Raw genomic sequence first — 23,713 nt, 5'->3', positions numbered from 1 at the left:
GTGCGCAGGGGGTTCAAGGCCGAGGCGAAACGCCTGGCCCTGGAAGTCAGAGACGAGCTTGAGGTAGACGCCCACGCGCCCCTCAACCCATACGAACTCGCTGCGCTCTACGGAGTGGCTGTCTTCAGTTTGAGCGACATCGCCGAAGGCAAGTCAGAGCTGGCATCGGCCCTCGCTCACTTCACCAGCGTCAGGCCGGACGTCTTCTCGGCTGCGGTCATCCCAGTCGGAACAGGTCGTGTCATTCTCGAGAACTGTGGCCACGACCCCCAGCGGCGCGTCTCGACGCTGGCACACGAAATGGCGCATGTTGTCCTTGAACACTCCTTCAGCACGCTGCTGCGCACCTCCGGCGGGGAGTGCCGCGAAAGCGACCGCGAGCAGGAAGCCGAAGCGGCAGAGCTCTCCGGGGAACTGCTTATCCCCTCCGACGCCGCACTCCGCCTTGCTTACCGCAACACCCCGGACGAACGGGTCGCCGAGCACTTCGGCGTCAGCCTGAAATTCGCCCAATGGCGCATGACCGCAACAGGTGCTCGTATCCGAGCCATGCGTGCCGCGGCCCGCCGCACAGCCTGACGGTACCGAGTACGGAGACTCCCGCACGAGTGGCTATGTATGAGCTCGCGAGGATCACTGCGAGGCATTCTCCGCTCGGATCATTCTTCGCAAACTGGTCCGAGCTGCGGCCAGGTCAGCTTCCAGCTCTACAACGCGGGCGTGCAGGCTGTGGTTGTCCTCGATTGCGTGCTGGAGCCTGTCTGCGAGCTGCTGGTTTTCCTGGGTGAGCTCGTCGATGCGGTGGCCGAGGTTCTGTGTGCCCACGGCATCGAGCTGTCGGCCGAGTTGCTGCTGGACGATGCTGTGCAGGCGCTGTCTGTCCTGGCGCAGGGAGTGGATTTCCTGGCGGGCCAGGTCGAGTTCTGTGCGTAGAGCGCCAAGGCTGGCTTGCGGGGTGTTCGTCGGTGAAAAGCTGGGTTGCTGTTGGCGGCTTTGGGCGCTTTCGATGTGTTCGCGGATGCCTGCGGTGTAGGTCAGCCATGTCGAGACGCCGGCTGCGCGGGCGACGGCTGTGAAGGTGATCTTCTGACCCTGCTGTTCCATGGTTGCGAGTGCGGTGAGGGTGCGCTGACGCTTGTCGAGGCTGTCGCGGCGTCGTGCCTGGGCGAGGGTGTGGGGGTTGCCTCGGCGGTTCATGACGGGTTGTTCCGTGGGGTGGGCGTGAGGGGCAGCAGGGTGAGCGTGTTAACGGCGCGGGCCTTGCGAAGGACCGTGCTGGCTTCCTCGATCTCGGCGCGTTCGGTTGCAGGCAGGGCGGCCAGGCGGCGGCGCATTCGGTCAGCGACCTGTTCGAAGGCGGTGATCTGGGCGGTCAGCGCGGTGATGACAAAATCGGCGGCGTCCATGGCGGTCGCGCTCTCGCGGTCGGCACGCAGTTCGTTGATGTGCTGCTCGATGGCCGGGAGGTAAGAGGGGTCAGGCCGGTAGAAGCCGCAGCCGGCGCATTGGAAGCGGATGGGGCAGGAGTTACCTCCGGCCTTGACATTGCTGGGTTCGGTGCATCCGCCATAGGGGACGGCCACGGAGCGCAGTTGGTATGCAGTGTCGGAACAGGGGCTGGGCCGGCCGTGGTGATCGACGACGTGGGCGGCAAGTTTGCTGACGGCTTCACGTTTTCGCTGCAAGGAGACCGTGTAGTAGCGCTGGGTGGTGCGCACGGACTTGTGGTCCATCAGTTCGCACAGGACGTCCAGCGGAGTGCCGGCGTCCGCATGGCGCTGCGCATAGGAGTGGCGGAAGGCGTAGGCGTAGATGAGGGAGCGGTCGAAGGGCAGCAGCTCGCCGTCTGGGCCTATTCCTTCGACGTGGAGATGGGGGATGGAATCCACCCAGTGGCGCAGCGTTTCGCTGAAGTAGCTGGTGTGCAGGTGGCGGCGCGTGGCCAGGGGCGTCAGAGCGGGAAAGAGGTGATCGGCACCGGTGGGCGGCAGGACGGGCTCGAGGTCGGCTCGCCGCGTCTGCCAGGTGCGGATGGCTTGTGCGGTGTCAGTGGTGATGGGCAGGCGTCTGCGCAGGCGGCCAGCTTTGTGGTTGTTCCATACCAGGGAGATCTGGTCGCCGCGGGCCTCGAGGCAGTCGCGGGGCAGGGAAACGATCTCGTTGGGGCGTCGGCCGGTGTCCCTGAGCAGGATGTACAGGGTGCGGTACATCAGCTGCAGGTCTGCTGTAGCGAGAGTGCGTCGGCCGCGGGCGCGACCTTGACCGAGGAGGTCGAGGTGGGCGTCCAGTTGCCGGATCACGGACTCGGGGATGGCCTTGCCTATCTCGTCCTCGTTGGGTTCCTCTGCGGCGATGCGGTGGGTGAGGGGGTCGCGGACGAAGGCGGCGGAGAGGGTGGGGGCGATGCCGGAGCGGCGACCGTAGTCGATGAGTGCGAAGAAGTGGCTGGCGATCGAGGCGCGATAGCCCCAGCCGGCGGGCTGGCCGTCGAGTTTGGGGGCTGCGCGGAAGGCGTCAACGACCGCGGTGACGTCGTCGAAGCGCAGGGTGGATGGGTCGTGCGTTCCCGGGCGGCGGGCCAGGGCCCGGGAGGCCAGCTCGACGGCGCGCAGGGTGCGGGCGAACGCGTCGGCGTCGGGGCGCTGCTGAGTGGTCCAGGTGTGCAGGATCTTGCGCAGCCACCCTTGGTGGATGGTGCGCAGGTCGACGGTCTTGGGGTGGCGGATGCCCGCTGGGGTGCGGGCTCGCTGGCCCAGAGCTCTCAGGTCCAGGATCTCGTGGGCCGCTGGTGCGGTGCCGCAGTGCTGGGCGAAGCCGGCTTTCACCGCGATGCGCACGCGGTTGAGCAGGCGCAGGACTGCTGTGGTCGAGTGCGGGCAGATCGAGTTGTCGGGGCCGTCCCCGGTCAGCGTGGGGGTGCCGGCCAGGTCCCGTACGAGGCGGCGTGCCTGGCACGGCTCGAAGATGCGCAGCCACGGGTCGGCCTGCTGCAGTCCGTAGAGGACCTCTTGGCGCACCGCTGGGGCAGGCCTACGAGGCTGAACTGGTGGGCGGCCAGGAAGGGGAGCTGGCGCTCAGCCCACTCGTGCATGGATGCCTTCGGCTCCGTGCGCCGGTAGGAACGGAACTTTGGGATGTGGTGCCGGCACAGGCCATGAGAATGGAGGGCGGGCAGCTCGCAGGTCGGGACCAGGCAGCATGCCACCTGCGTGAAGGGAGTCGCGACGGCCCGCCACCCAGCGAGATCGTTCCTTTTCGCGTAGCCGTTGAACTGGGCGTAGTGATTGCTGCACAGCCCTTTGCACAGGCTCTCCCGGACGCAGCGCTGTCCGTCACGGGTGACCGAGCAGGCCGGGCGGGGCTCACCCGCACGCGCGGTCCTGCGAACCGGCTGGAAGGTCCGCGCGAACTCCTCGTCCGGCAGCAACGAGCGTTTCTTGGCCTTCTTGCACAGCGCGCAGTAGCCGTTCGCCGGCGACACGAGAGCCGGGCAGGCCACAGTCCGGCACACGGAGACGGAGGTGCGCGGTTCGTCAGGGTTTCCGGTGAACAGCCAGGCCTGCTGCTGCCACTCCGTCGGGCGCCAGTCAGGATCGGTGTGCTCCTCGAGCCACGTCACCCAGCCCACACGGCCGGGTGCCGAAGCAGCCGGAGCAGGAGCGGCCAGCCCCAGTGGAAGGACGGAGGGGGTACTCACGACTGCTCCCGCAGGAAGGCGACGTGCTCGACGGCGGCGCGCATCTCGGCGTCGTCGACGTTGCGGTAGGTCTCCATCGACAGCGGGGAGACGTGGCCGAGCAGTCGCTGCACGACGTCGCGGTCGACGCCGTCGCGCAGCCAGCGCGTCGCCGCCGAATGCCGCAGCATGTGCGGGCGGCAAGCATGACGGACCGTGCGGGCCAGGCGGTCGAACATCTCCTTGGTGTTCGCATAGGTCATGGGCCGGCCCCGCGCCGTGCGGAACAGGTTCACGAACACCATCGGCTCGGCGGATGCCTGCGGCACCCGGTCGCGTTCGTACTGGTAGTCGGTGTAGAGGGCGACCAGTTCGGCGATGACAGGCACGCTGCGCGGGAAACGGGACTTGGCCAGAGCCCGGTTGGGATTGTCGGTGCGCCGCCGGACGTGGACGTGCGGGCCCTCGATTCCGCAGCCGACGATGCGTGAGGAGGCGAGCAGGTGCAGGTCTGCACGGTGCAGGCCGAGGGCCTCGCCGATCCGGAGCCCGGTGCACGCCAGCAACGCGATCAGGAACCGGTCCCGGGCCCGTGACACGGAAGCGATCATGTGGCGGATCTGGGCAGGGCTGAGGTCTTCGTAGCCGGCCTGAGCGGTCTTGAAGCGGAACGCGGCCGCCTGGACGTGCCGGTGCTGTCCCCTCTCCCCCGCGTCGTAGCCGGGCAGGGCGAACCGCAAAAGCTTGGGCTGGGCCAGCAGATCGGTCGTTCGCGACGCGACCCAGCCATGCAAGGCCCCGAAGCGCAGAAACTCCCCCACCACCGTCATCACCGCGTTCGCCGTCCCCCGCGACCGGTGCCGGACCCGCCCGGGCACCAAGCGCCCAGTGCGGGCCGGCAACGGCGTCTCGACGAGCCACTGCTGCAGCAGCGACAGACCCGTGAACCCCGGCGCGTTCCACTGCAGACGCCGCAGGTGGCAGTAGTTCAGGTACAGGGCAAGGCGTCCCGCGTAGACGCGCTCGGTGTTCGGCGAACAGCCCCTGGCCCGCAGCGAGGCAAGATAGCCAGTTGCTTCCGAGTGCAGTCGGTAAGTCCGCGACTCGACCACCACCCACCGGACAGCGCCGGAGGTGGGCGAGATGGCACGTTCTGCCGTATAGGCGGATTCCACACACCGAACGTAACCAACGGCTCGGTGGGGCGGACGAGTTCGGGCAAGTGGCTGCGCGACCTGGCAGGAGACGTACCAAACGTGCCTCACACTCAACCCACCCCTAGATAAGAGCCCTGCGGGCGCACGATGCTCAGACGATCGAGGCGCTCGCCGATCCCCGGCTGCGCAATAGCCGCCCGGCCGCCGAAGACGACGGCGAGATCGGCGAGTTGAGCGAGGACGAGGCGGGCCAAGACGACGTTGGCGAAGAGGGGGGTGCGGAGATCCAGGAGCAGGACATCGTTCCCGCGGTGGGGGCCTCGGCGGCGTGCGTGCTGCGCTTCACCGAGGAACGCGACCCGGCCGCGCTCACGCAGTTCGTGCGGCTGCGGGTTATCGACACCGAAGGGGCGTACTGGCGGCGCGGTATCGAGGCTGCAACGAGGTGGCTGCGCGAGACCGGTGAGAGCGAGCTGCGGGTGCCGTTCACGTACATCACGCCTGAAGACTGGGGGACGGGCATCGGCGGGCACCCGCTGGGGGTATGGGTCGCAGATCAACGCCGGTACTACCGCGAGGGCACCCTGGACGCCAAGCGGGTCACCGAGCTGGAACAGCTCGGCATGGTCTGGTCCGTGCACGCCTCCGCCTGGGACGCCGGCCTCGCCGTCGCCCGCGACTACGCGCAGGTTCACGGCCACTGCCTGCCCGGCGCCACCGTGGTCTGGGACGGGTTTGCCCTGGGGGTGTTCATGAAAAATGCCCGTGCCGCAGCCAAGCGGTCGCGTATGAACGCCGTGCGCCGTGCGAACGGGGAAACGGGCATCTCCAGCGTCGGGGAGCTCTCAGAAAGCCGTATGGAGGCCCTCGCGGAGATCGATCCCGGGTGGGCGCCGGAGGGATGGGATGTTGCCTGGCAGCGCTGCTACCGGCTCACCCGCGCCCACGTGCAGGCCGGCGGCATGCTGCCCGGTGGGTCTGGCGAGGTGATCGTGCAGGGTGAAGACCTCGGAGCCTGGATCACCGGGCAGCGGGCCGGGTGGGACCGGCTGGTGCCGGCGCAGCAGTACCTGCTGGAGACACTCGGTCTTGAGCCCGTGGGCGAGGACGAAGCGGTGGTGCCGACTCGGCGCAGCCAGGACGAGCGGTGGGCAGCCAATCTGACGGCCGTCCAGCAGTTCCGGGACCGCGAGGGCCATGTACGGGTGCCGAGAAAGGCTGTCGAAGTAGTCGACGGGGTGCCGCACAAGATCGGGGCGTTCCTGGACAACGCCCGCAGGAGGGTCGGGAAGCTGTCCGCGGAGCGGCGCGTGGAACTGGCCGCTCTCGGGCTCGAGTGGGCAGCGCAGGAGGGCGGGGCGTCATGAGGCCACGCAGTGGCAGGAGATGCGGTCCAGGGTCACGGCGCTGGGCTGGGTCGGGGCGCGGCGGCCGCGCGGCGGGAGTGGAGAACGCGGGCTCCAAAGCACCGCGCAGCGCAGACACTCGGCATGGGCCAACAGTCCCGTACGCCTGGCCGGGCGTATCGCCGTCTTGCGCACGCGGTCGGAGTGCGGGGGCCGGTTGGTAGACGCACGCTGATGTCATGGACAGCCGGAACCCGCCAGGCCCTCCAGAGGGGCCGCTACAACCTCAGGGCCGCCACGGCACAGCCCGGCCCTCACGCTCCTGGCGGAGCATCCTGACCCACACGGGCACAGCCCTCGTCAGCCTCCTCGTCGGAGTGCTGATCGGCCTCACGGGCAATCCCAACACCGACAAGGCCTCTCCATCGGCAACGGTCACCACGACGGCGACTGCCACGCAGATCGCCGCCGGCAACAGTCAGCCTTCAGCCAGCAAGGTCCCCTCGGACGGAATCCCCGGCGACGGCACGTACGTCGTCGGCAGCGACATCAAGCCCGGCACCTACCGGAGCGAAGGCCCGCAAGGCGGCCTCGTGACCAGCTGCTACTGGGCGCGGCTCTCCAGCACCTCCGGTGAGGCGAAGGACATCATCGCCAACGACGCCACCAGCGGTCAGGCGACCGTGACGATCGCCGCTACGGATAAGGCGTTCACCACCACCGGCTGCAAAGCCTGGAAGAAGAGCGGCTAGCCCGAGTCAGCGGGCGCACAACGCGCGGCGAGAGTGGCAGCGTCGCTACCCGCTTTCCCCTCGGCTGCTGTTCGCTCTGGACGGCACCGACCCCGCGCCAACGTTGAAATCGGTGTCACCCCGTCCGGGAGCCAGACGGCCTACTCCGAAGGCTCAAGAGCCGCCGGGTGTCCGCGCAGATCCCACACCGTGAGGCCTTCCAGGGTGCCGGTCGCGATCAGCCCTGTCCGCCGGTTCCACTCGAGGCTCTCCACGGGCGAGGCGTGGGCCAGAGTCAGCAGCCGGCGTCCGGTGCGGGTGTCCCAGAGCACTGCGTCGCCTCTTTCGTCGCCTCCGAGGAATGACCGCCCGGTAGGGCTGAAGGTCCCGCAGAGGACGGGAGCGCCGTTCTGCAGTCGGGCCACCGCGTGGTCGAGGGCGTTGTCGAACAAGGTCACAGCGCTTTCGTTGGAGTCGTTGACGGCGAGCCGTCCGTCGTCGGAGAAGGCCAGGCAGTCCACCACCCCCGTGCCCGTCTCTGTCCGGCCTGAGCACGCGGCGGTGGGCGACGGGAACCGGGAGATGTCCCCGCCGACTCCGCTCACCACGAGGTCGGATCCGGTGGCCGCGAACAGGACGCCGTGAGCGCAGTCCACGTCCAGAGTGCGTAGTAGTCCTCCGGTGGTGAGGTCCCAGATCCGGGCAGTCATGTCCTCGCATACTGTGGCGGCCCACCGGTTGTCGGCGTCCACGGAGACTCGGGAGACGGCGTCGGGGTGAGTGAGCCGGGCGACTTCGTCGCCCGTCAGGACGTTCACCATCCGCGCGCAGCGGTCGTCCCCTGCCGCCAGGAGGACTCGTCCAGCACCGACATAGGCGATGTCCTGGACGGTGACTCCGTGGCCGAGAGGGTGGAGCTGACGCCGTGGTGTGCCGTCGCGGGTGTTCCACAGCCGGACCGAGCCGTGGCTGTGGGCGCAGGCAATGGTCTCTCCGCCGGGGCTGAACCGCACCGCGGTGGCCCAGGTCTCCTCGTCACCACGGGAGAAGCACGGTTTAGGTGCGCCCTCCCTCGCTCCGGGGTCGGACGGCGGCGTGGTCTCTGCCAGGTGGGCGCGCAGCCGCTCCGCAGCACGGTGGCCGGCCCGTAACTGCCCGACGGCGCCGGGCAGTGCCAGTGCGTTGCCCAGCATTCCGGAGGCGTCGCCCAGTGTCCCGAGCGCGCCGCCGAACAGGCTGACGACGGAAAGCCGGTCGAGTGCCCCAGCGAGCTGGTCCATCAAACTCCGGTCGGGCTGCGGGGCGTCGTTGCCTGGCGGGCTGAGATAGAGGCGGAACGCTGTTTCGGGCAGGTGCAGGTCGAAGCGGGCGGCCGTCATTCGGCTTCCGCCGCGCCATTCGAACCGGGTCCGGTCCAGCGGCGCGGAGAACTTCTCTTCGTCGCCGACGCGGTAGACAACTCGGTGCCGGTCCACCAGCAGCACGCCGACCCAGATTCCCGACCAGGTCCACCGGACATGGCGGCGTGCGGGATCGCACCAGGCGAGCAAAGCCAACGGATCAATCATCTGCGCAGTTCCCCACGGGAATTGGTACAGGACGGGCCTCGGCCGTCGGCGTCCTCCCCTCGTGTGACGCCGATGGCCGGGTCCCAGGGACGGGGTCGGCGCGATCAGGACAGGATGCTGACGGTGCCGATGTCGACGTAGCCTCCGAGCGCGGCGGGCGTGCCGGCCGGGCTGCGGTAGCCCAGGGAGGCGATCAGCGCGTAGGTGCGGCCCGGCCGGAGGCCGGTGAGTACGAGATCGCACCGGTACGATCCGCTCCCGGTCACCGGGACGGACTGCGGCGGATCGGGGTGGGTGAAGTCGTGCGGACCGCCGATCTCATCCACGCCCACGCGCACCGACCAGTTGCCGGCGAGCAGCGGCACCAGGAAGCCGGTGAGGTGCCACTCCACCTGCACGGTGACCGGCGTGCCGTTCTTGACCACGTCGGAGGGGGTGCCGTCGGGGTCCAGGATGATCGCGCTGATTCGTCCGTCAAGTGCCGTGGGCGGCACGGGAAGGGACTGGAACGTTCCGGAAGCCATGGTGTGCTCCTCTGCCGTCGGGTGATGTGCGAACTTGCACTCACCGTGACCTGCCCGGGCCGGGCCGAACATGAGGCAGGGGTCCTGGATCGGCCGGGCTCTTCTCGCCCAGGAACGGGACGTTCTCCGGCAGGTGCTTTGAGCCAGGGCGTCGCCTGTCAGTTGGGCCGGCCCCGGGAACCATGCGACGGCTGAGTCGTGCCCAGCCCCGCGTCACGGGCCGCGGCAACTGCGGCGGCCCGGTCGCGTACCCCCAGCTTGAAGAGGATGGCTGACACGTGGTTGCGGACGGTCTTCTCAGCCAGGCAGAGCTGCCGGGCGATCTCGTGATTGCCGTGCCCGCCCGCAATCCGGTCCAGTACCTCCAGTTCCCGTTCTGTGAGATCGGGAAAGACCTGGGCGGCGTAACGCTCGTGCGCTCTGGTGAAAAAGGCCACGATGCGGCGGGCGACGACCTCGCCATAGACAGCGTCGCCCGCGGCGACGGCGAGGACGGCGCGCAGGATCTCGGTGCGGTCGGCACCCTTGAGGAGATAGCCCCTGGCGCCCGCCCGCAGGGCGCCGAACAGGGCTTCGTCGTCCTCGTGCATGGTCAGCACCAGGACCCCCAGATCCGGCTGGTTGGCGAGCAGAGCCCGGGTGGCGGTGGCACCGTCGGTGCCGGGCATAGTGAGATCGGTGATGACGACGTCGGGCTGAACGTCGGCCGCCACGGTCAGCAGTTCTTCTCCGGAGGCGGCCTCGCCGACGACCTCCAGGTCTTCGCAAGCGGCCAGCGCGGCGGTCAGTCCGTACCGGTACATGGGGTGGTCGTCGGCGATGACCACCCGGACGGGGACTCTGGTAGTCATACGACCCCCAGTGGGAGAGCCGCCGCCACGGTGGTGCACCCTGGCCGCGAGGCTACGTGGAGGGTGCCGCCGAGCACCTGAGCCCGGCGGCGCATGGACATCAGGCCCAGCCCCGGTGCCGCCCGGTCAGGGATGCCGCGGCCGGTGTCCGTGACGGTGACCTGCAGGGACCCGTCGGCGGCGGAGATCCGTACGCAGGCCCGGCATGCACCAGCGTGCCTAGCGGTGTTGGTGAGCGACTCGGTGACGATGCGGTAGGCGGTGGCCTCCAGACCTGGTGACAAGAACGGCAGTCCATCGATCTTCACCTCCACCGGCACGGCGTCGGCGAGCGTCTTGGCGTACTGGCGGATGGCCTCTGCCAGCCCCAGTGTGTCCAGCACCGTGGGACGCAGGCCGTCGATGATCCGCCGGATCTCTCCGACCGCGGTGGTGACCTCCTGGCGGATGCGGGCCAGCAGTCTGCCCGCCGGTGTGGCCCCGTCACAGTCCAGCGCATCGGCCAGTGCCTGCAGCCCCAGCCCCATACCAGAGAGGGAAGGCCCCAGGCCATCGTGGAGGTCATGCCGAATCCGGTCCCTCTCGGCATGAGTGGCAGCCACGACGTGGTCGCGCTCGGCTTCCAAGGCCTCGGTGAGTTCCAGGGCCCTCAGCAGGGTGGCGACCTGCAGCGCCAACGCCGCCAGCAACTGGAGATCGGCCGTGTCGTAGGAGGCCGCCGGCCGACGGGCGGCCACCGTCAGCGTGCCGAGGTCTCGGCCCCCCACCCGCAGCGGCAGCGACGGACCGGCCGCTGCCATAACCCCCTGTTGTCCGACCGTGTGCCCGTCCGGCGCGCGGACCTCGGCACCGGGGGCACGTACGGCCCGCATCACGGCGCTCAGCGCGGCGGGCAGCAGGTCAGGCTCTCCGGCGACCGCCACCTGGTCGCCGAGACGGGCCAACGCCCGCAGCGGATCGCGGCGTTCGCCGTACACCAGCCAGTCCACCGCGCGCTGCAGTCGATCCCGGGCGGGGGCCAGCAGCACCGCCACGAGGGCAGCCGCCACCACACCAAGCAGCGGGTGGCGGTTCAGTGCGGACCCGATCCCAACCGTCAGGGCCAGGTAGACCGCGATCACGGCCCCGGTCAGCAAGCCGTAGACCAGTCCGCGCCGCAGCACCGCCTCGATTCCAAGAAGCCGGTACCGCAAGACTCCCACCGCCACCGCGACCACCACGAGGAAGGAAAGGAGCACCGAGGGAAGCGGCCGGTTGTCGACCATCGCCGAGTAGAAGCTGGCGCCCATGCACGGGACTTCAGTACACATGAGCCAGACCAGCAGCTGTCGCTCCGGAGGACGCGAGCGTAACAAGCGCAGGACGGTGCCGCCCCAGATGACCAGTGCCGACAGCGCCAGCAACGGCAGACACACGCCCAACGCAAGCCAGGTGAACAACGTGGGCGGCATCGACAACGGCGCGGGCAGACCAGGAAACAGATCACCATAAGCGTGCGAGTCAAACAGGGACAGGAACGTCAGCACGACAGTCCCCGCGACAACGGCGCCCACCGGCCACCGCCACCAGCGTGCCGCCAGCCGCCCGTCCGGATAGAGAGCAACCAGCAGAGTCGCTGAGGCCACCCAGCCCGGTACGAACAACCCCGAAGCAACCACGGTCGCTAACCGCGCGCCCGGCCACACCGGATCGGCCTCAGCCAGGCCGTACCCTCCGTACGCGACGAAAGCCTGTTCCCACCCGGACGTCACCGCCAGTCCGGCGAAGATCCAGCCGATCGCATTCCGCGGCCGGGCGTGGATCAGCACCGCCGCAATACAGGCCTCCCCCACGTTCACCACCGACAGGGCGATCACGAACGAGGCACCGGACATCGCTCCCGTCGGCTGAGAACGCGGCAGCGCCGACACCCACAGTGCGAAACCACACGGGACGACACTCGCGAGCACCATGACCCGAACCACCGCACGGGTAGTCATGGATCCAGTGTGCGCTCTGCTCTGCCCAAAGACCCCGACGTGCATCCCGGGTCAGCCGGGAAATACGCCCAGCCGACCCAGGACATGCCTGGGGTTAACGGGCCTGATCCCGCTGCTCACGCCAGAACTGCAGCAGTACATCCGCAACTTCCGCCACGTTCTCCCTCCCCAGGTGCCTCCCCGTGCCGCGCGGAGTGCGTCGACAGCAAGGGAGATACCGCCGGGTGGGGTGGAACGCACGCGGACCCGGGCAGTGGCAGGCCGGCCGCATGATGTGCTCCCTGCTCAAGCAGGCCAAGTCCTGGTGCCGGTGTCGGCATCAAAAGTTAGGTTCGGTAGCCCGGGGGCTGGGGGCAGCCCTGCATGTTCTCCTCGGCGGCCCAGCGCCGGGCGTGGTGCGCTCCGCTGATGGGCCAGATCGTGGCTGCCGGCTGTTGCCCCCTGCGGGGCCTCCTCGATGGAGGCGGGGGCTGGGGCGGGCGGAGTCTGAGGCATTCGGCGAAGTCCCTCAAGGAGGGCAGGCCACGGGCATGAAGCGGGTCAGAGAACAGCGGGCTGCTGCGCTCTGCCGTGGCGAGGAGGTGGGTGAACGCCGTGGCGCGCATGAGGGGTTGGGCCCAGAGGGGCACCGGGTGGGTGGTGCAGCCTTGGCGGACGTTGTGGCGGTCGTGGAGGGCCAGGTGGGTGCCGTCGAGGGCGAGGTCCAGGACGCGGGCGGTGTCCAGCTGGCTCGTGGAGGCGGCGGTGACGACGGCTGCTGCGAGATGAGCGGCCAGGTGGGGGTGGGGGGTGCGGGACAGGCGTTGCGCGACCTGGGTGGCGATACGGGTGGGAAGCAGTGGTGGGCGGAAGCCACGCTCGGCCGCGGTGGGTGGGGTGCACACGCAGTCGGGGCTGGATTCGTAGGAGGTCAGGGTGGTCAGGGCCGGCAGGTCGATCCACTCCCCGCTGTGCGTGGCCGCTTGCCGTGGCCGCGGCGTGTGCGGTGGGTCCTGGTCGTCCTGGCGCAGGACGGCGTCCGCGTCGGCCATGTCGTAGCCGATGTGGGCCAGGGCCCGCTCGAGGGCGGCGGACAGTTTGGGCTGGTGGCAGACCAGGTGGAGGCGCACCCCGGTACGGATGCGCAGGGCGAGCAGGTCGCCGAGAGCGCGGGTGGACAGGAGGTGGGCGCGCAGCACGGTCAGGTGGGTGACGGGCAGCGCCAGGGTCCAGGCCGCTGCGAGGGTCCAGACGGGGACCGGGTCGGTGGCGCGGTAGCCGGGGACGGGTGTGGTCTTGCCGAGGGCGTCGAGGAGGTTGTGGGCGAGGGCGAGGGTGGAATCGGTGCCAGGGGTGGGGTGGACCGTGACGCAGCCGGCTGCCGGATGGTGCATGAGCAGGGCGGCGCGGGTGTGTGCGGCTTCGTCGCCAGGGTCGAAAACCACCATCGGGGGCGGCGGTTGGGGGCAGGTGAGCATCATCAGGCGCTCCGTCGGGTGGTGGCAGAGGTCCCGGGTGGAGGGGCGGGAACGGAAGAGGTTCTTCCTCGACGCACCGTGCCTGGAGGCCGCCGCCGCTGGGTGGCGGTCATGCGAGGCGGCTGAAGGCCCAGCGCAGCAGGTCCCGGTCCGCCCGGAAACGGCCGGTGCGGGCGAGTGCGGTACGGGTGTGCGCGGTCAGCTGGGCCCAGGCGCGGAAGTTGCCGTGTGCTGCGTGCTGGTCGGCGAAGGTGATGTCGTCGGGGTCGGTGTCGGCCCAGATCGGATGGAACAGGGGGATGGCTTCGAGGACCTCGCCGGGGGTGAGGCGGGTGAAGTGCTGCCAGATGAAGACGCGGGAGGAGAGCATCGGTTCGCGGCGCAGCACGGTGTGGCAGCCCTCGCCGCCGACGAAGATGATCGCGAGCTGGGTGGAGGGTTCGTCCCACAGGTAGCGGAAGTATTCGAACGCCTCCCCGTTGAGCCACTGGGCCTCGTCCACGAGGAAGGTGCGGGGGCGTTCGGCCAGGGCGGTTTTCAGCAGGCAGTCGAACTCGCTGGGGTGGCGCGGTGGTTCACCGGCCAGGTCGAGCGCGGTGAACAGTTCGTAGCGCACCGCGCGGGCGGTGGGACGGGCCCGGAAGGTGATCTTGCGGACGTCCTCGTGCTCGAGTTCGCGCAGGCAGATGTTGACGGCGAGGGTCTTGCCGAAGCCGGCGCCGCCGTGGATGCACATCATGGCGCGGGCATCCACGGTGTCGGCGATATTGTCCCGGGCGGTGAGCAGGGCGCGGGTGGTGACCACGGACGCATCCGGCAGGTCCACGTACTGGTAGGTGGCCGCGGTCACGAGGCGTCTCCGTTTTCAGCAGGGTCTGCGGCGGGTCCGGGCAGGCGCCCGGGGGCTGGTTCGGACGGGAGGGGGGTGGGCCGGCCGGGTGCGGTGCGGGTGGCGAGGGATGGCGGGGTGCGCCAGTCGGCCGGGGGTGCGGCGGGCGGGATGAGGTCCGGCAGGGCCAGATCCGACAGGCTGGTGCCGGCGGCGTGGGCGAGTTCGGCCGCGGCCTGCGTGGTGGTCAGCGCGCCCAGCAACTGGGATGCGGCGGGCTGGTTCACCGCGGCGTAGCGCTCGCGCTGGACGGCGGAGGATTCATGATCAGCTTCGATGTCACCGGCGGTGACGTCACCCGCGCCTGGATCGCCGCCTGCAACGCCCTGGACCGCAAGGACAACCCGTCGCACACCGGCCTGCACACCGTGGTGCGCATCGCCGACCCCACCGCCGACGACCCCGGCTTCCGCACCGAACTGGACCGGCTGCGCATCGCCAAACGGCACGAGCCCATCGAGACGGTCGCCGGCACCCTCTTCCCCGCAGACCTCGCAGCCCGAGCCACCGACCACGCCAGCCTCGTGGCCCGCTACCGGGCCATGTACCCGCGGATCAAGCGGTATCCCGGCAACGCGCACGGCACCTACTTCGGACGCCTGGTCGCCTACCCGGGCGCGAAGAAGACCGACATCGACCAGATAGGCAACATCATCGGCCAGCTGCGCAAGCAGGCCGGAAGCAAGGGACCGATGACCGCCGCCTACGAAGCCGACCTCGCCCACCCCGCCGACGGCGACGTGCCGGCCGAACTGCTCGTGCACGCCGCAGACCGCGACAACCTCTACCGGGGCTTTCCCTGCCTGAGCCACGTGTCCTTCCAGCTGGACCGCGATCGCCGGGTGCACGCCGCGGCGCTCTACCGCAGCCAGTACATGTTCGAACGGGCCTACGGCAACTACCTGGGCCTGGGCCGGCTCCTGGCCTACATCGCGGCCCAGGCCGGCCTGGCCGTCGGCACGCTGACCGTCATGGCCGGTCACGCCCACCTGGACGGGCCGCTCACTGCCATCCGGCCGCTGCTGAGCGGCACCCCGACCCTGGCCGCATAGAGACCCGCATCAACAGGCTTCGTTGATGCCCCACTTGGGCGGGAACCAGGCCGGTACCGGCACCGACGAAGAGCGGTATGTCTGCTTGATGCGGCTGCGGCCGCTAATCCCGGCGATCTCCGGATAGGCGACACGCGCGTACTTGTCGACCTCACAGAACAGATTCTGGCAGTCGATCAGCTGCAGCGGCCGACCCCGCAGGCCGGGGAAGGCCAGGCCCAGGCGAGCGAAGTGCTCGTCCTGGGTGTCGGCCATGTACCGGATGACCTCGGCCTCGATGCCGTCGGCCGCCGGACCGAAGCACTTGCGGATCCCGTCCCTGGCGCCGGGCCCGGCGACGACAAAGTCCATCTCCGAAAACGGCATCGCGGAAGCGTAGTTGAGGTCGATGACGAACTGATACGCCAGGAACGGGCCGATGGCCGGATAGCCCAGCAGCACCTCGTAGGCATCCCGCAGCGTCGGCGCCGCCAAGACCCTCTCCGGCGCACCGGAGGTCATCATCATCTCCAGCAGCCGCAGATGGTTACGGTGCTTGCGCTCCTCCCCCAGCTGCGGCGGCGGCACGATATAGGCGGCCGAATACAGCCGCTCCCCCGCCGCAAACGCCCGCGACAGCACCCGGTCAAAGGCCCGGTGGTCGTAGCCGTCCCAGCGCACCTCGCCCAGCGCACCGGTCAGCAGCCGCCACGTGGACTCCTTGTTGAAGACCTTGAACAGCAGAGTACGGAAGAAGACCTCCTCCCACTCCTGCTCACCGCCGTAGATGACATCGGCGATCAACACCTGACTCACCCGGTCCGCGGCCCGGAAGCAGTTGGTGAACCGGTACCTCGACAGGATCGGATCACCCGTCCACGGCCCCGGCCCACCGGCCAGCCGCGCCTCGTACACCGCCTGCCGCGCCGCAGCAAAACGCCAGTACGTATCGAACACAGGCGTGGGACACAGCGTCCGCCCCGCGACCCGGACACCGCCCCGGCCCGAAGCCCCCGAGCCCTCCGACGTCCGGCGTCCTTGCAGCAGCGTCACCATGCGCACAATATATATTTGATATAGGGCAGTTGGCACAGCCAAAGGGGGGAAACCGTGGACCTGCTGTGGCAGCAGCCCCGCCGCAACACACTCGTCTCCTGGCCCCACGACATCAACCAACGCCTCGACATACTCGTCCGCGCCGCAGCCGCCGCCGGCGAACAGACCTCCCGCTCCCAGATCCTCGCCGCCCTCGTCGCCACCGCCGACACCGCACCCGAGGCCATAGCGGAACTCCTCCACACCTACCGGCGCCTCACCGCCGACGCCCTCACCACAGAAAACGAACGCACCGACCTCCCCACCGTCCGCGTCCCCGGCCCCACCCGCTCATCCACCTGACCGAACGGCGCACCTCCAGCATCACGCTTCGATCCGCGCCGGAGATCTCCCTCCTCTGGTCACTCACGTGGGTTCGACGACTTGGCACGCCAGATGGGCAGTTACTTCCCGACTCCGCTCGAGAGCAACACCTAGCCCAGAGCCACCAAGCACACCTTCGAGTGATGGCCCTTCCCCACGTCCCGGCAGGCGCTAAAGTTCCATCTCGTTGTAAATGGGGGCGTTACACCGACGCGTTGCTGGCTGCCCACCGCACGCGCTCGTGCCGTACTGCAAGGGAGCAGCGTGCGACTCGTCGAACTCAGCGTCAGCAACTTCCGTTCGTTGGGCCACGTCGAGAGCATTCCGATCCACAAGCAGACGATCTTGACCGGGCACAACGACTGTGGGAAGACAGCGACGCTGGATGCGATCGCGGTCCTGCTCGGTGAACGCAGCATCATCGATAGCGACATCTCCGATTTCGCCGAGGCCGAGCCCGTGCGCGCAGCGTTGCCCGCGGACCAGGACGAGGAACAGCGCACGGTCACGGTCGAGGGCAGATTCGCTCTTTCTGCGGCGGAGGAGAAGGCGCTCGACACGGGACCGTTTCTGCGGGTGCGCCGGCGCCATGTGGAGGGTGGGCGCAGCTGTCTGGAGTGGTTGACGGAGGTGCCGCGAAATCCGGCCCTGCGGGACATCGCCCCTCTGAAGGCCGGCGAGTTGAGGGAACTGGCCTCTGAACTTGGGCTCAAGCTGCCCGAGGGCAAGCCGAACGTGAAGGACAGCTGGGCAGAGCTGCTCAAGGAGCACGCCGCCGGCACCGACGACAAAGTCACCGACTGGGTCGCAGCACCCGAGGCGGTCGCTTCTGCACTTCCTCAGTTGCTGTATTTCAAGGGGGATGCGGCCGAGTCTCCCGAAGCGGTCGTACGCAGCATCCTGACGGCCAAGCTGCGTGAGTACACGTTGCGGGAGGAGACCCGGAAGAAGATCACGGATCTGGAGGAGGAGTTTGCCGCTCTCCTCAAAGACGACGTCATCCGGTTGCAGAAGCTGGTCGAGGAGCGGTGCGCATTCGATGCCTTCACCGTGGATCCGGGCGTCCAGTTCCGGCCGACCGTCAACAGCCTGTCGTTGACCGCAGCGGCTCCAGGCCAGCGGGCCGTGTCGTTGACAGCAGCAGGCTCTGGCCGGTCACGCCGAGTTTCTCTGGCGCTGTGGGAAGCCAGTCAGGAACTGCTGTCGGAGGATTCCGACGAGGGCCCTGGCGTGATCATCGCCTATGACGAGCCCGACACCCATCTGGACTACGACCACCAGCGCCGCATCATGCAGATGATCAAGGTGTCGGCGTCGGCCGCTCAGTCCACCGTGATCGTCGCCACCCATTCACTGAACCTGATCGACGGCGTCGACATCCAAGACATCGTGCACCTCAACAGCCGGGAAGGACGTGCCTACGTACAGTCCCTCGGTGCGGAAGACGACGACGAAGACACCCGCCGGTTCATGTCGAACATGGCCCTCTCCCTGGGCTTTCGAAACAGTGTCCTGTTGCACGAACGCTGCTTCGTCGGTGTGGAGGGCCCCACGGAGTACGCAGCCCTACCCATCCTGTTCAAGCTCGCGTTCGGATACCCCATCCAGTCCGCAGGCATCGCACTGTGGGACTGCAAGGGCAATGACGGTGCCCTCAACTTCGCCAAATTCCTCAAGAAGCACAGGCGCACCGTCTTGTTCCTGGTCGATGGCGACTCGATCCGCGACAAGGAGAGAGAATTCAGCCTCAATCGCCTAGAAAAGTACGGTTTCACCGAGAAAGACTGTCTCTTCCTCGGAAACCCGAACGAGCTGGAGGACGTCTTCAGCGACGTTCAGTGGGCCGACACCATGAACGCCGAATGGCCTCGCACGGACGAACAGCAGTGGACGCCCAAGGACGTCGCAGACCTGCGCAGCACCGGCAAGTTCAGCAAGTCGCTTCACACCCTGCTGTTCCAGCACTCCGAACAGGCTCCCCGCAAAAAGGAGAGCATGGTCGTCCAGCTGGCACAGCGACTGCGGCAGCCCTCAGATGTTCCGCCGGCCCTGGTGAAGTCGTTCAATGACGCAATCAGGGTGGCCAGCGAGGCCGGGCTGCGTCACTGGTCCGAGGACGAATGAGCCAGCCGCGCTGTACGGCGGGCTTTCATCCTGCTCAGACGCTGCTCACGGGTAGGCGCCTCCCATGAGTGCACTCCCGCAGAAGCCACCCACCGTCGGCCGTGTCTGCTCTTTTCCTCACCGCACCACCGGCACCCGGACGGCGCGGGTGGATCTATATGCCGAACACGCACGGCCATGGCACGCACCCCACACTCTCCACTCGGTCCGTCACTGGCGTACTCAAAGAGTCCCATGGAGCACTGACAATCGGCAGAGCGAGAACCCGGCCAAACAGGTAGAGATCCGTACCAGTCTGCGCACCCTCCCGCGCCTGTCACCGCTGTCCCGAAGAAGCGATGCCGGCCAGTCGACTGCGAAAACGCCCGCACGGATCGACGAACACGAGACCGTAGTGGCATGGCCCATCATCCCGGACTCCTGCGGACAGCCCCCCTGCAGGGGGAGACGACCTCGTCGCTGATCTTCCGCGTCGCGAGCCGCTACGGGATGGAAGCCAAGGCGTTGCGGTCGTCCTGGCACTGGCGCAACTACCCGCCGGGGCACGACGGCGGGGGCACGCGGGCGGATGCCGAGGTACTGCTGAACGCAGCCGGACGGCAACTCCTGGCAGGCCTGTGCGGCGTCACCGAAGACGTGCTGGCGCGGGCGTTGCCGTCCTGGGGCCAGGAGGACGCCAAGCTGGCGGGCCGGCAGGACCGGGCACCGGCGGCGGCATGGCGGATCGCCGGCGCAGTGGCCGGGCCGGCGGCGTTCGGCTGCCGCCTGTGCACCGCCCGGCGTACGGGAACAGGCGTGCGGGCGGTGCGGTACGCGCCGCTCTGGGAGCGCGTGTGCGTGCGGCACGGGAGATGGCTCCTGGACGCGGACGCCGACCAGCCGCTGGAGCACCTCGATCTGCGCGGGCTGCCGGAGGTAGTCGCGGCGCAGCGACGGTGGACGGGTGTGGCGCGGCGGGCGGTACGAGCCGGGGCCGCACCGGAGCGGGTGTTCGCGCTGGCGCACGCGGTGGTGGCCCGGTGGTGGGAACAGGCCCTTCACTGGGAGCGCGAGAGCGTCTGGCCGCGGCGGCTGCACCAGGTCGCGGGCGGCAACGCCGGGACGGATCTGGACCGTTGGCGGATCGTGGGCCGGGACGCGGCCGTCTTCCCCGAGGTGGTGGCCGTCGCGGACGCGCTGCTGGATCCGGCCATGGCCGAGCTGGCCTGGTCCGACAGCGGTGCCGGACGGCCGCGGCCGCTGCCCGCCGACGGGATGTTCTGCCGCCGGCTCGGCGAGCGGGTCGGGCGCCCGTGGCTGGGACCTGTGGCCGCGACCGACTACGGCGGCCCGCTAACCTCCTGGATGGGCGCTGTCATCCGCCTGCGCCGCGGGGCCGGCGGCCCACCCGGTTACGACAACGATCCCTGGTGGCTGCGCCAGGACCACCAGCCGGCGACGATGGCCGGGCAACTGCGCGTGCTGGGCAAGGAGAAGAAGACGCCCGGCTCGGGCCGGACGTGGCGGGCCGTGGTGCCTCCCGAGCAGCGCATGCTGATCACCCGGGCGATCGAGGGCGCCGAGGAACAGCTGACCCAGCTGCGCGGTGCGCAGTACGGCAAGACCGCCGACGTTGCCCAGCAGTTGCTGAGCACGCTCGGCCATGCCGCCACGCTGATCGACCAGGCCGTGCGCGAAAGCGCCGCGGCAGCCCTCGGCGCCGGGATGGCACTGGAGGAGGTGGCGCGCTGGGCCCGCCTGCCCGCCGACGTCCTGGCGGATGTCCTCGTCGATGATGACGGCGAGCAGCCGGTGGCGCAGTGGTGGGTGTGACCGGGACGGTGCGGGTGCGCCGCGCCATCGCATGAGATCGATACCGGGCGCTGCGTGATCAATATGGGTGAAGCCGCCCGCGCCCCGGGCAGGACGGACTTGGCTGGGGCGGGTGGGCAGCAAGGACGCAGCGGCCGCGGGTGGCCGTACACCGCACGGGCAGACAGATACCGATACCGGGTTCGGGTGGGAGGCGGTCTTCCTCGACCCGCTCGGGCAGGTGGTGCAGCAGCGGTGGGCGGACGCGGTCCTCACGGTGGCCTTCGAGGAGTTAGAGCCGGCCTCGGCCTTCCCGGTGGTGCCCGGGCGGCGGTGGGGGCCGGGCCTGTGGTGGTCGGCCACCACAGGCCGGCACGTGGCATGCGGGTCGGCCGCGATGCGGGCGCAGCTGATGGTGCTGGACCGCGACCCCGACGTGATCGGCCTGGCCGGACGGCCGGTGCGTGTGCTGTGGCGCACCAGGCGCGGCCAGGTGCGCTCGTGGACGCCGCAGCTCTTCGCCCGCTACCGCGACGGCACCGCCCTGCTGGCCGACTGCCCCAGCCGCCCGGAGGCCGGCGGACAGCGGGCCGTGCAGGCCGCCACCGTTCTCCAGGCGGCGTGCGCGCAGGCCGGCTGGACCTACCGGCGCTTTAAGCCGCTGGAGGACATCCTGGCTGCCAACCTGAAATGGCTGGCCGGCTACCGCCATCCCCGCAACGCCGGCCGCCTGGGCCTCATGCCCGCTGTCCTCGAAGCGTTCACGCGGCCGCGGCCGCTGATCGAGGGCGCCAAAGCAGTCGGCGACCCCATCGAGGTCCTGCCCGCCGTCTTCCACGCCTTGTGGCACGGGCAGTTGACCACCCCCCTGGACGTGCCGCTGCAGGAGCGGGCCCTCATCAGCCCCGCCACCAGCAGGGCGCACCATCCACCCAGCGGCAGCGGCAGCCTCGCCTCGAGCAGCGTGTCGGCGGGTGACCGCACCGCGGCGGACAGCACCGGTGGCGCGGCGCGCGCAAACGGCCGCCGCCGCGGGGGCGGCAGGTGAGCGGGCCGCGCCCCGGCAGGCCGGTGCTCGAGGTCGGCGCGCACGTCCGCTTCCGGGAGTCCACCTGGCAGGTCGTCGCTGTGGCCGGGCAGCTCATCCACCTGGCGGGTGAGAGCGCGGACGAGAGCGTGCTGGCCGGGCACCTGTTCGCCGATGCGACCTTCTGCATCGTCGGCGCCCAGACGCCGCAGGCGGTGACGCAGTGGGGTCTGTTCGAGACCGCGCCCCAGGACGCGCGCCGCCGGGCGCTGGCCTGGCAGCGGCACATCCGCGAGGTGGAGTCCGGCCTGCCCGACGGACCCGGAACCGGGGTGCCGCGGGCCGCGTACGACCCCGGCCGGTTCACGCTCGCCCAGCGCGAGCAGGCCAAGGCTGCGGAGCTGACCGCAAGCGGCTTCGGGACCATCTCCCGTACGACGGTGCAGCGGATGCGGCTGGCCTACCGCAAACAGGGCCTGTGGGTGTTGGTCGACCACCGCACCACCCGCCGGCCCAGCCCCGCCGGGCGCGCCGACGCACGGGTCATCGCCGCGATCGAGGAAGCCCTGCGCCGCCAGCGCGGCCGCTCCAAGGGCACCGTCAAAGGCCTGATGCCCCTGGTCGCGCAGGTCCTTGCCGACCGGCACGGCAACGGCACGGTGCCACTGCCCTCCCAGGCCACCTTCTACCGCCTCGTCCACCAGCTCGCCGGCCCCGCCGAACATCCCCACCGTGCCGCCCGCATGGGCAACTCCCCGGCCGGCTGGCGGGCATTCACCCCGACCGTGACGCTGCGGCCCGGCGAGCAGGTGCAGGTCGACACCACCCGGCTGGACGTGATGGCCGTCTTCGACGACGCCACCACCGGCCGGCCCGAGCTGACCATCGCCGTCGACGTCGCCACCCGCGCCATCCTCGCCGCCGTCCTGCGCCCGGGGCCCACCCAGGCCGTCGACGCCGCCCTGCTGCTCGCCGAGATGGCCGTCCCGCACCCCGCCCGCCCCACCTGGCCGAACGCCCTGCGCCTGGCCCACACCCCGCTCCCCCAGCTCAAGCGGCTGCTCCCCCTGGACGAACGCCTTCACGGCGCGGCGGCCCGGCCGGTCGTGGTGCCCGAGACGATCGTCGTCGACCGGGGCAAGATCTACCTGTCCGCAGCGTTCACCGCCGCCTGCGAAACCCTCGGCATCAGCGTCCAGCCCACCCCGCCGCATGCCCCCGCGGCCAAAGGCATCGTCGAGCGCACCTTCCACACGATCAACCAGCTGCTGTGCCAGCACCTGCCCGGCTACACCGGATCTGACGTCACCCGCCGCGGAGCGGACGCCGAAACCGAGGCCCGCTACAGCATCGCCCAGCTGCAAGACCTCCTCGACGAATGGCTCATCCACTACCACCACCGCCCCCACGAAGGGCTGCGCCACCCCACCCTGCCGAAAAAAGCCCTCACCCCCAACCAAATGTGGGCCGCCCTCATCGCCGTCACCGGCCACGTCCCCCTCCCCCTGACCGGCAACGACTACCTCGAACTGCTCCCGGTGCGCTGGCAGGCCATCACCGCCCGCGGCATCCGCCTCGACCACCGCACCTACGACCACGACTGCCTGACCCCCTACCGCGGCCAGCCCTCACCCATCACCGCCCGCGGCGGCAAATGGGAGATCCACACCAACCCCCACGACGCCCGCCAGATCTACCTCCGCCTGCCCGACGGCCACCTCACCGAAATCCCCTGGATTCACCGCGACCACATCCACGCCCCCTTCAACAAAGCCACCTGGCAGCACATCAAAACCATCACCACCCGCGTGAGCGGCGACCGCGACACCCACGAAACCGACCTCGCCGACGCCCTCGATCAGCTCATGCGCCGCGCCCGCACCCACACCGCCACCCCCGGCGAACAACGCCTGATCACCCGCACCGCACCCCAGAAAACACCCCCCACCGACGGCCGGCACGACGACGGCCGCCACGACCCGCCCGATGACACCGAGGCCCACGGCGAGGACGAACCGGGCGACGAGGTCGACGCCCCCGTCCCCTACACCGGACTCGGCCTCTACGACCCCGCCCAGGAAGCACTCAACTGGTGACCAATCCCCCGCACACCACCGCCACCACTCCCCCAGCCCGGCAGGCC

The 23,713-nt window shown here is 69.5% G+C and carries 20 protein-coding genes; 9 read left to right on the top strand and 11 right to left on the bottom strand.

The genetic code is table 11. From position 1 onward, the window contains the following. Positions 1-579 (top strand): ImmA/IrrE family metallo-endopeptidase, encoded by a 579-nt coding sequence (locus M2163_RS46465; protein ID WP_280897195.1) that lies wholly within the window; start codon positions 1-3, stop codon positions 577-579. 54 nt (positions 580-633) lie between these two features. On the opposite strand, the gene M2163_RS46460 is transcribed toward M2163_RS46465, so the two are convergent. From M2163_RS46460 to M2163_RS46450, 3 genes are all read right to left on the bottom strand, one after another. Then, positions 634-1,197, bottom strand: a complete 564-nt coding sequence (locus tag M2163_RS46460) for a DUF6262 family protein (protein ID WP_280897194.1) — start codon at positions 1,195-1,197, stop codon at positions 634-636. Beyond that, positions 1,194-3,017, bottom strand: a complete 1,824-nt coding sequence (locus tag M2163_RS46455) for a site-specific integrase (RefSeq protein ID WP_280897193.1) — start codon at positions 3,015-3,017, stop codon at positions 1,194-1,196. Before M2163_RS46455 ends, M2163_RS46460 begins: the two co-directional genes overlap by 4 nt. A 676-nt stretch (positions 3,018-3,693) precedes the next feature. Next, entirely contained in the window at positions 3,694-4,851 is a 1,158-nt protein-coding gene (locus M2163_RS46450; protein WP_280897192.1) for a tyrosine-type recombinase/integrase, read from the bottom strand. A gap of 212 nt (positions 4,852-5,063) precedes the next feature. Between M2163_RS46450 and M2163_RS46445 the strand changes: the two genes are divergently transcribed. Continuing rightward, positions 5,064-6,200, top strand: a complete 1,137-nt coding sequence (locus M2163_RS46445) for a helicase associated domain-containing protein (RefSeq protein WP_280897191.1) — start codon at positions 5,064-5,066, stop codon at positions 6,198-6,200. Positions 6,201-6,556: 356 nt separating this feature from the next. Beyond that, positions 6,557-6,931 (top strand): hypothetical protein, encoded by a 375-nt coding sequence (locus M2163_RS46440; protein ID WP_280897190.1) that lies wholly within the window; start codon positions 6,557-6,559, stop codon positions 6,929-6,931. A gap of 140 nt (positions 6,932-7,071) precedes the next feature. Here M2163_RS46440 and M2163_RS46435 read toward each other — a convergent pair whose 3' ends face one another. The 7 genes from M2163_RS46435 to M2163_RS46405 form a co-directional block, all read right to left on the bottom strand. Further along, entirely contained in the window at positions 7,072-8,466 is a 1,395-nt protein-coding gene (locus M2163_RS46435) for a hypothetical protein (protein ID WP_280897189.1), read from the bottom strand. A 116-nt stretch (positions 8,467-8,582) separates the two neighbouring features. After that, entirely contained in the window at positions 8,583-9,002 is a 420-nt protein-coding gene (locus M2163_RS46430; protein WP_280897188.1) for a hypothetical protein, read from the bottom strand. 158 nt (positions 9,003-9,160) lie between these two features. Continuing rightward, positions 9,161-9,829, bottom strand: a complete 669-nt coding sequence (locus tag M2163_RS46425; RefSeq protein WP_280897187.1) for a response regulator transcription factor — start codon at positions 9,827-9,829, stop codon at positions 9,161-9,163. Positions 9,830-9,849: 20 nt separating this feature from the next. Then, positions 9,850-11,832: a histidine kinase gene (locus tag M2163_RS46420; RefSeq protein ID WP_280897186.1), complete on the bottom strand. Its 1,983-nt coding sequence runs from the start codon at positions 11,830-11,832 to the stop codon at positions 9,850-9,852. 326 nt (positions 11,833-12,158) lie between these two features. After that, positions 12,159-13,292 carry a hypothetical protein gene (locus tag M2163_RS46415; RefSeq protein ID WP_280897185.1) on the bottom strand — a complete coding sequence of 378 codons (1,134 nt, stop codon included), beginning with the start codon at positions 13,290-13,292 and terminating at the stop codon, positions 12,159-12,161. Between the two features lie 106 nt (positions 13,293-13,398). After that, positions 13,399-14,139, bottom strand: a complete 741-nt coding sequence (locus M2163_RS46410; RefSeq protein ID WP_280897184.1) for an ATP-binding protein — start codon at positions 14,137-14,139, stop codon at positions 13,399-13,401. Further along, a complete protein-coding gene (locus M2163_RS46405; protein ID WP_280897183.1) occupies positions 14,136-14,405 on the bottom strand; it encodes a hypothetical protein in 270 nt (89 codons plus the stop codon). Before M2163_RS46405 ends, M2163_RS46410 begins: the two co-directional genes overlap by 4 nt. 36 nt (positions 14,406-14,441) lie before the next feature. Here M2163_RS46405 and M2163_RS46400 point away from each other — a divergent pair, with 36 nt between their 5' ends. Continuing rightward, on the top strand, positions 14,442-15,230 hold the full coding sequence (locus M2163_RS46400; RefSeq protein WP_280897182.1) for a thymidylate synthase: 789 nt from the start codon (positions 14,442-14,444) through the stop codon (positions 15,228-15,230). A gap of 9 nt (positions 15,231-15,239) precedes the next feature. Here the strand turns inward: M2163_RS46400 and M2163_RS46395 are convergent, their stop codons facing one another. Further along, positions 15,240-16,265, bottom strand: coding sequence for a nucleotide kinase domain-containing protein (locus M2163_RS46395; RefSeq protein ID WP_280897181.1), 1,026 nt, complete (start codon positions 16,263-16,265; stop codon positions 15,240-15,242). 54 nt (positions 16,266-16,319) lie between these two features. Here M2163_RS46395 and M2163_RS46390 point away from each other — a divergent pair, with 54 nt between their 5' ends. The 5 genes from M2163_RS46390 to M2163_RS46370 all read left to right on the top strand — a co-directional run bounded on the left by M2163_RS46390 (position 16,320) and on the right by M2163_RS46370 (position 23,666). After that, positions 16,320-16,607, top strand: coding sequence for a hypothetical protein (locus M2163_RS46390; RefSeq protein WP_280897180.1), 288 nt, complete (start codon positions 16,320-16,322; stop codon positions 16,605-16,607). 285 nt (positions 16,608-16,892) lie between these two features. Next, the gene (locus tag M2163_RS46385) at positions 16,893-18,752 is read left to right on the top strand and encodes an AAA family ATPase (RefSeq protein WP_280897179.1); all 1,860 of its coding nucleotides are present in this window, start codon (positions 16,893-16,895) and stop codon (positions 18,750-18,752) included. A gap of 399 nt (positions 18,753-19,151) precedes the next feature. Next, a complete protein-coding gene (locus M2163_RS46380) occupies positions 19,152-20,564 on the top strand; it encodes a DNA-binding protein (protein ID WP_280897178.1) in 1,413 nt (470 codons plus the stop codon). Between the two features lie 220 nt (positions 20,565-20,784). Beyond that, on the top strand, positions 20,785-21,591 hold the full coding sequence (locus tag M2163_RS46375) for a TnsA-like heteromeric transposase endonuclease subunit (protein WP_280897435.1): 807 nt from the start codon (positions 20,785-20,787) through the stop codon (positions 21,589-21,591). After that, complete coding sequence (locus tag M2163_RS46370) at positions 21,588-23,666, top strand: DDE-type integrase/transposase/recombinase (RefSeq protein WP_280897177.1); 2,079 nt, start codon at positions 21,588-21,590, stop codon at positions 23,664-23,666. The genes M2163_RS46375 and M2163_RS46370 overlap by 4 nt, the downstream gene beginning before the upstream one ends. Positions 23,667-23,713: the final 47 nt, after the last annotated feature.

Source organism: Streptomyces sp. SAI-135, from assembly GCF_029893805.1.
In the GTDB taxonomy this organism is placed as follows: domain Bacteria; phylum Actinomycetota; class Actinomycetes; order Streptomycetales; family Streptomycetaceae; genus Streptomyces.
The sequence above is the reverse complement of the archived record's forward strand: the minus strand, read 5'-3'. Positions and strand labels throughout refer to the sequence as shown.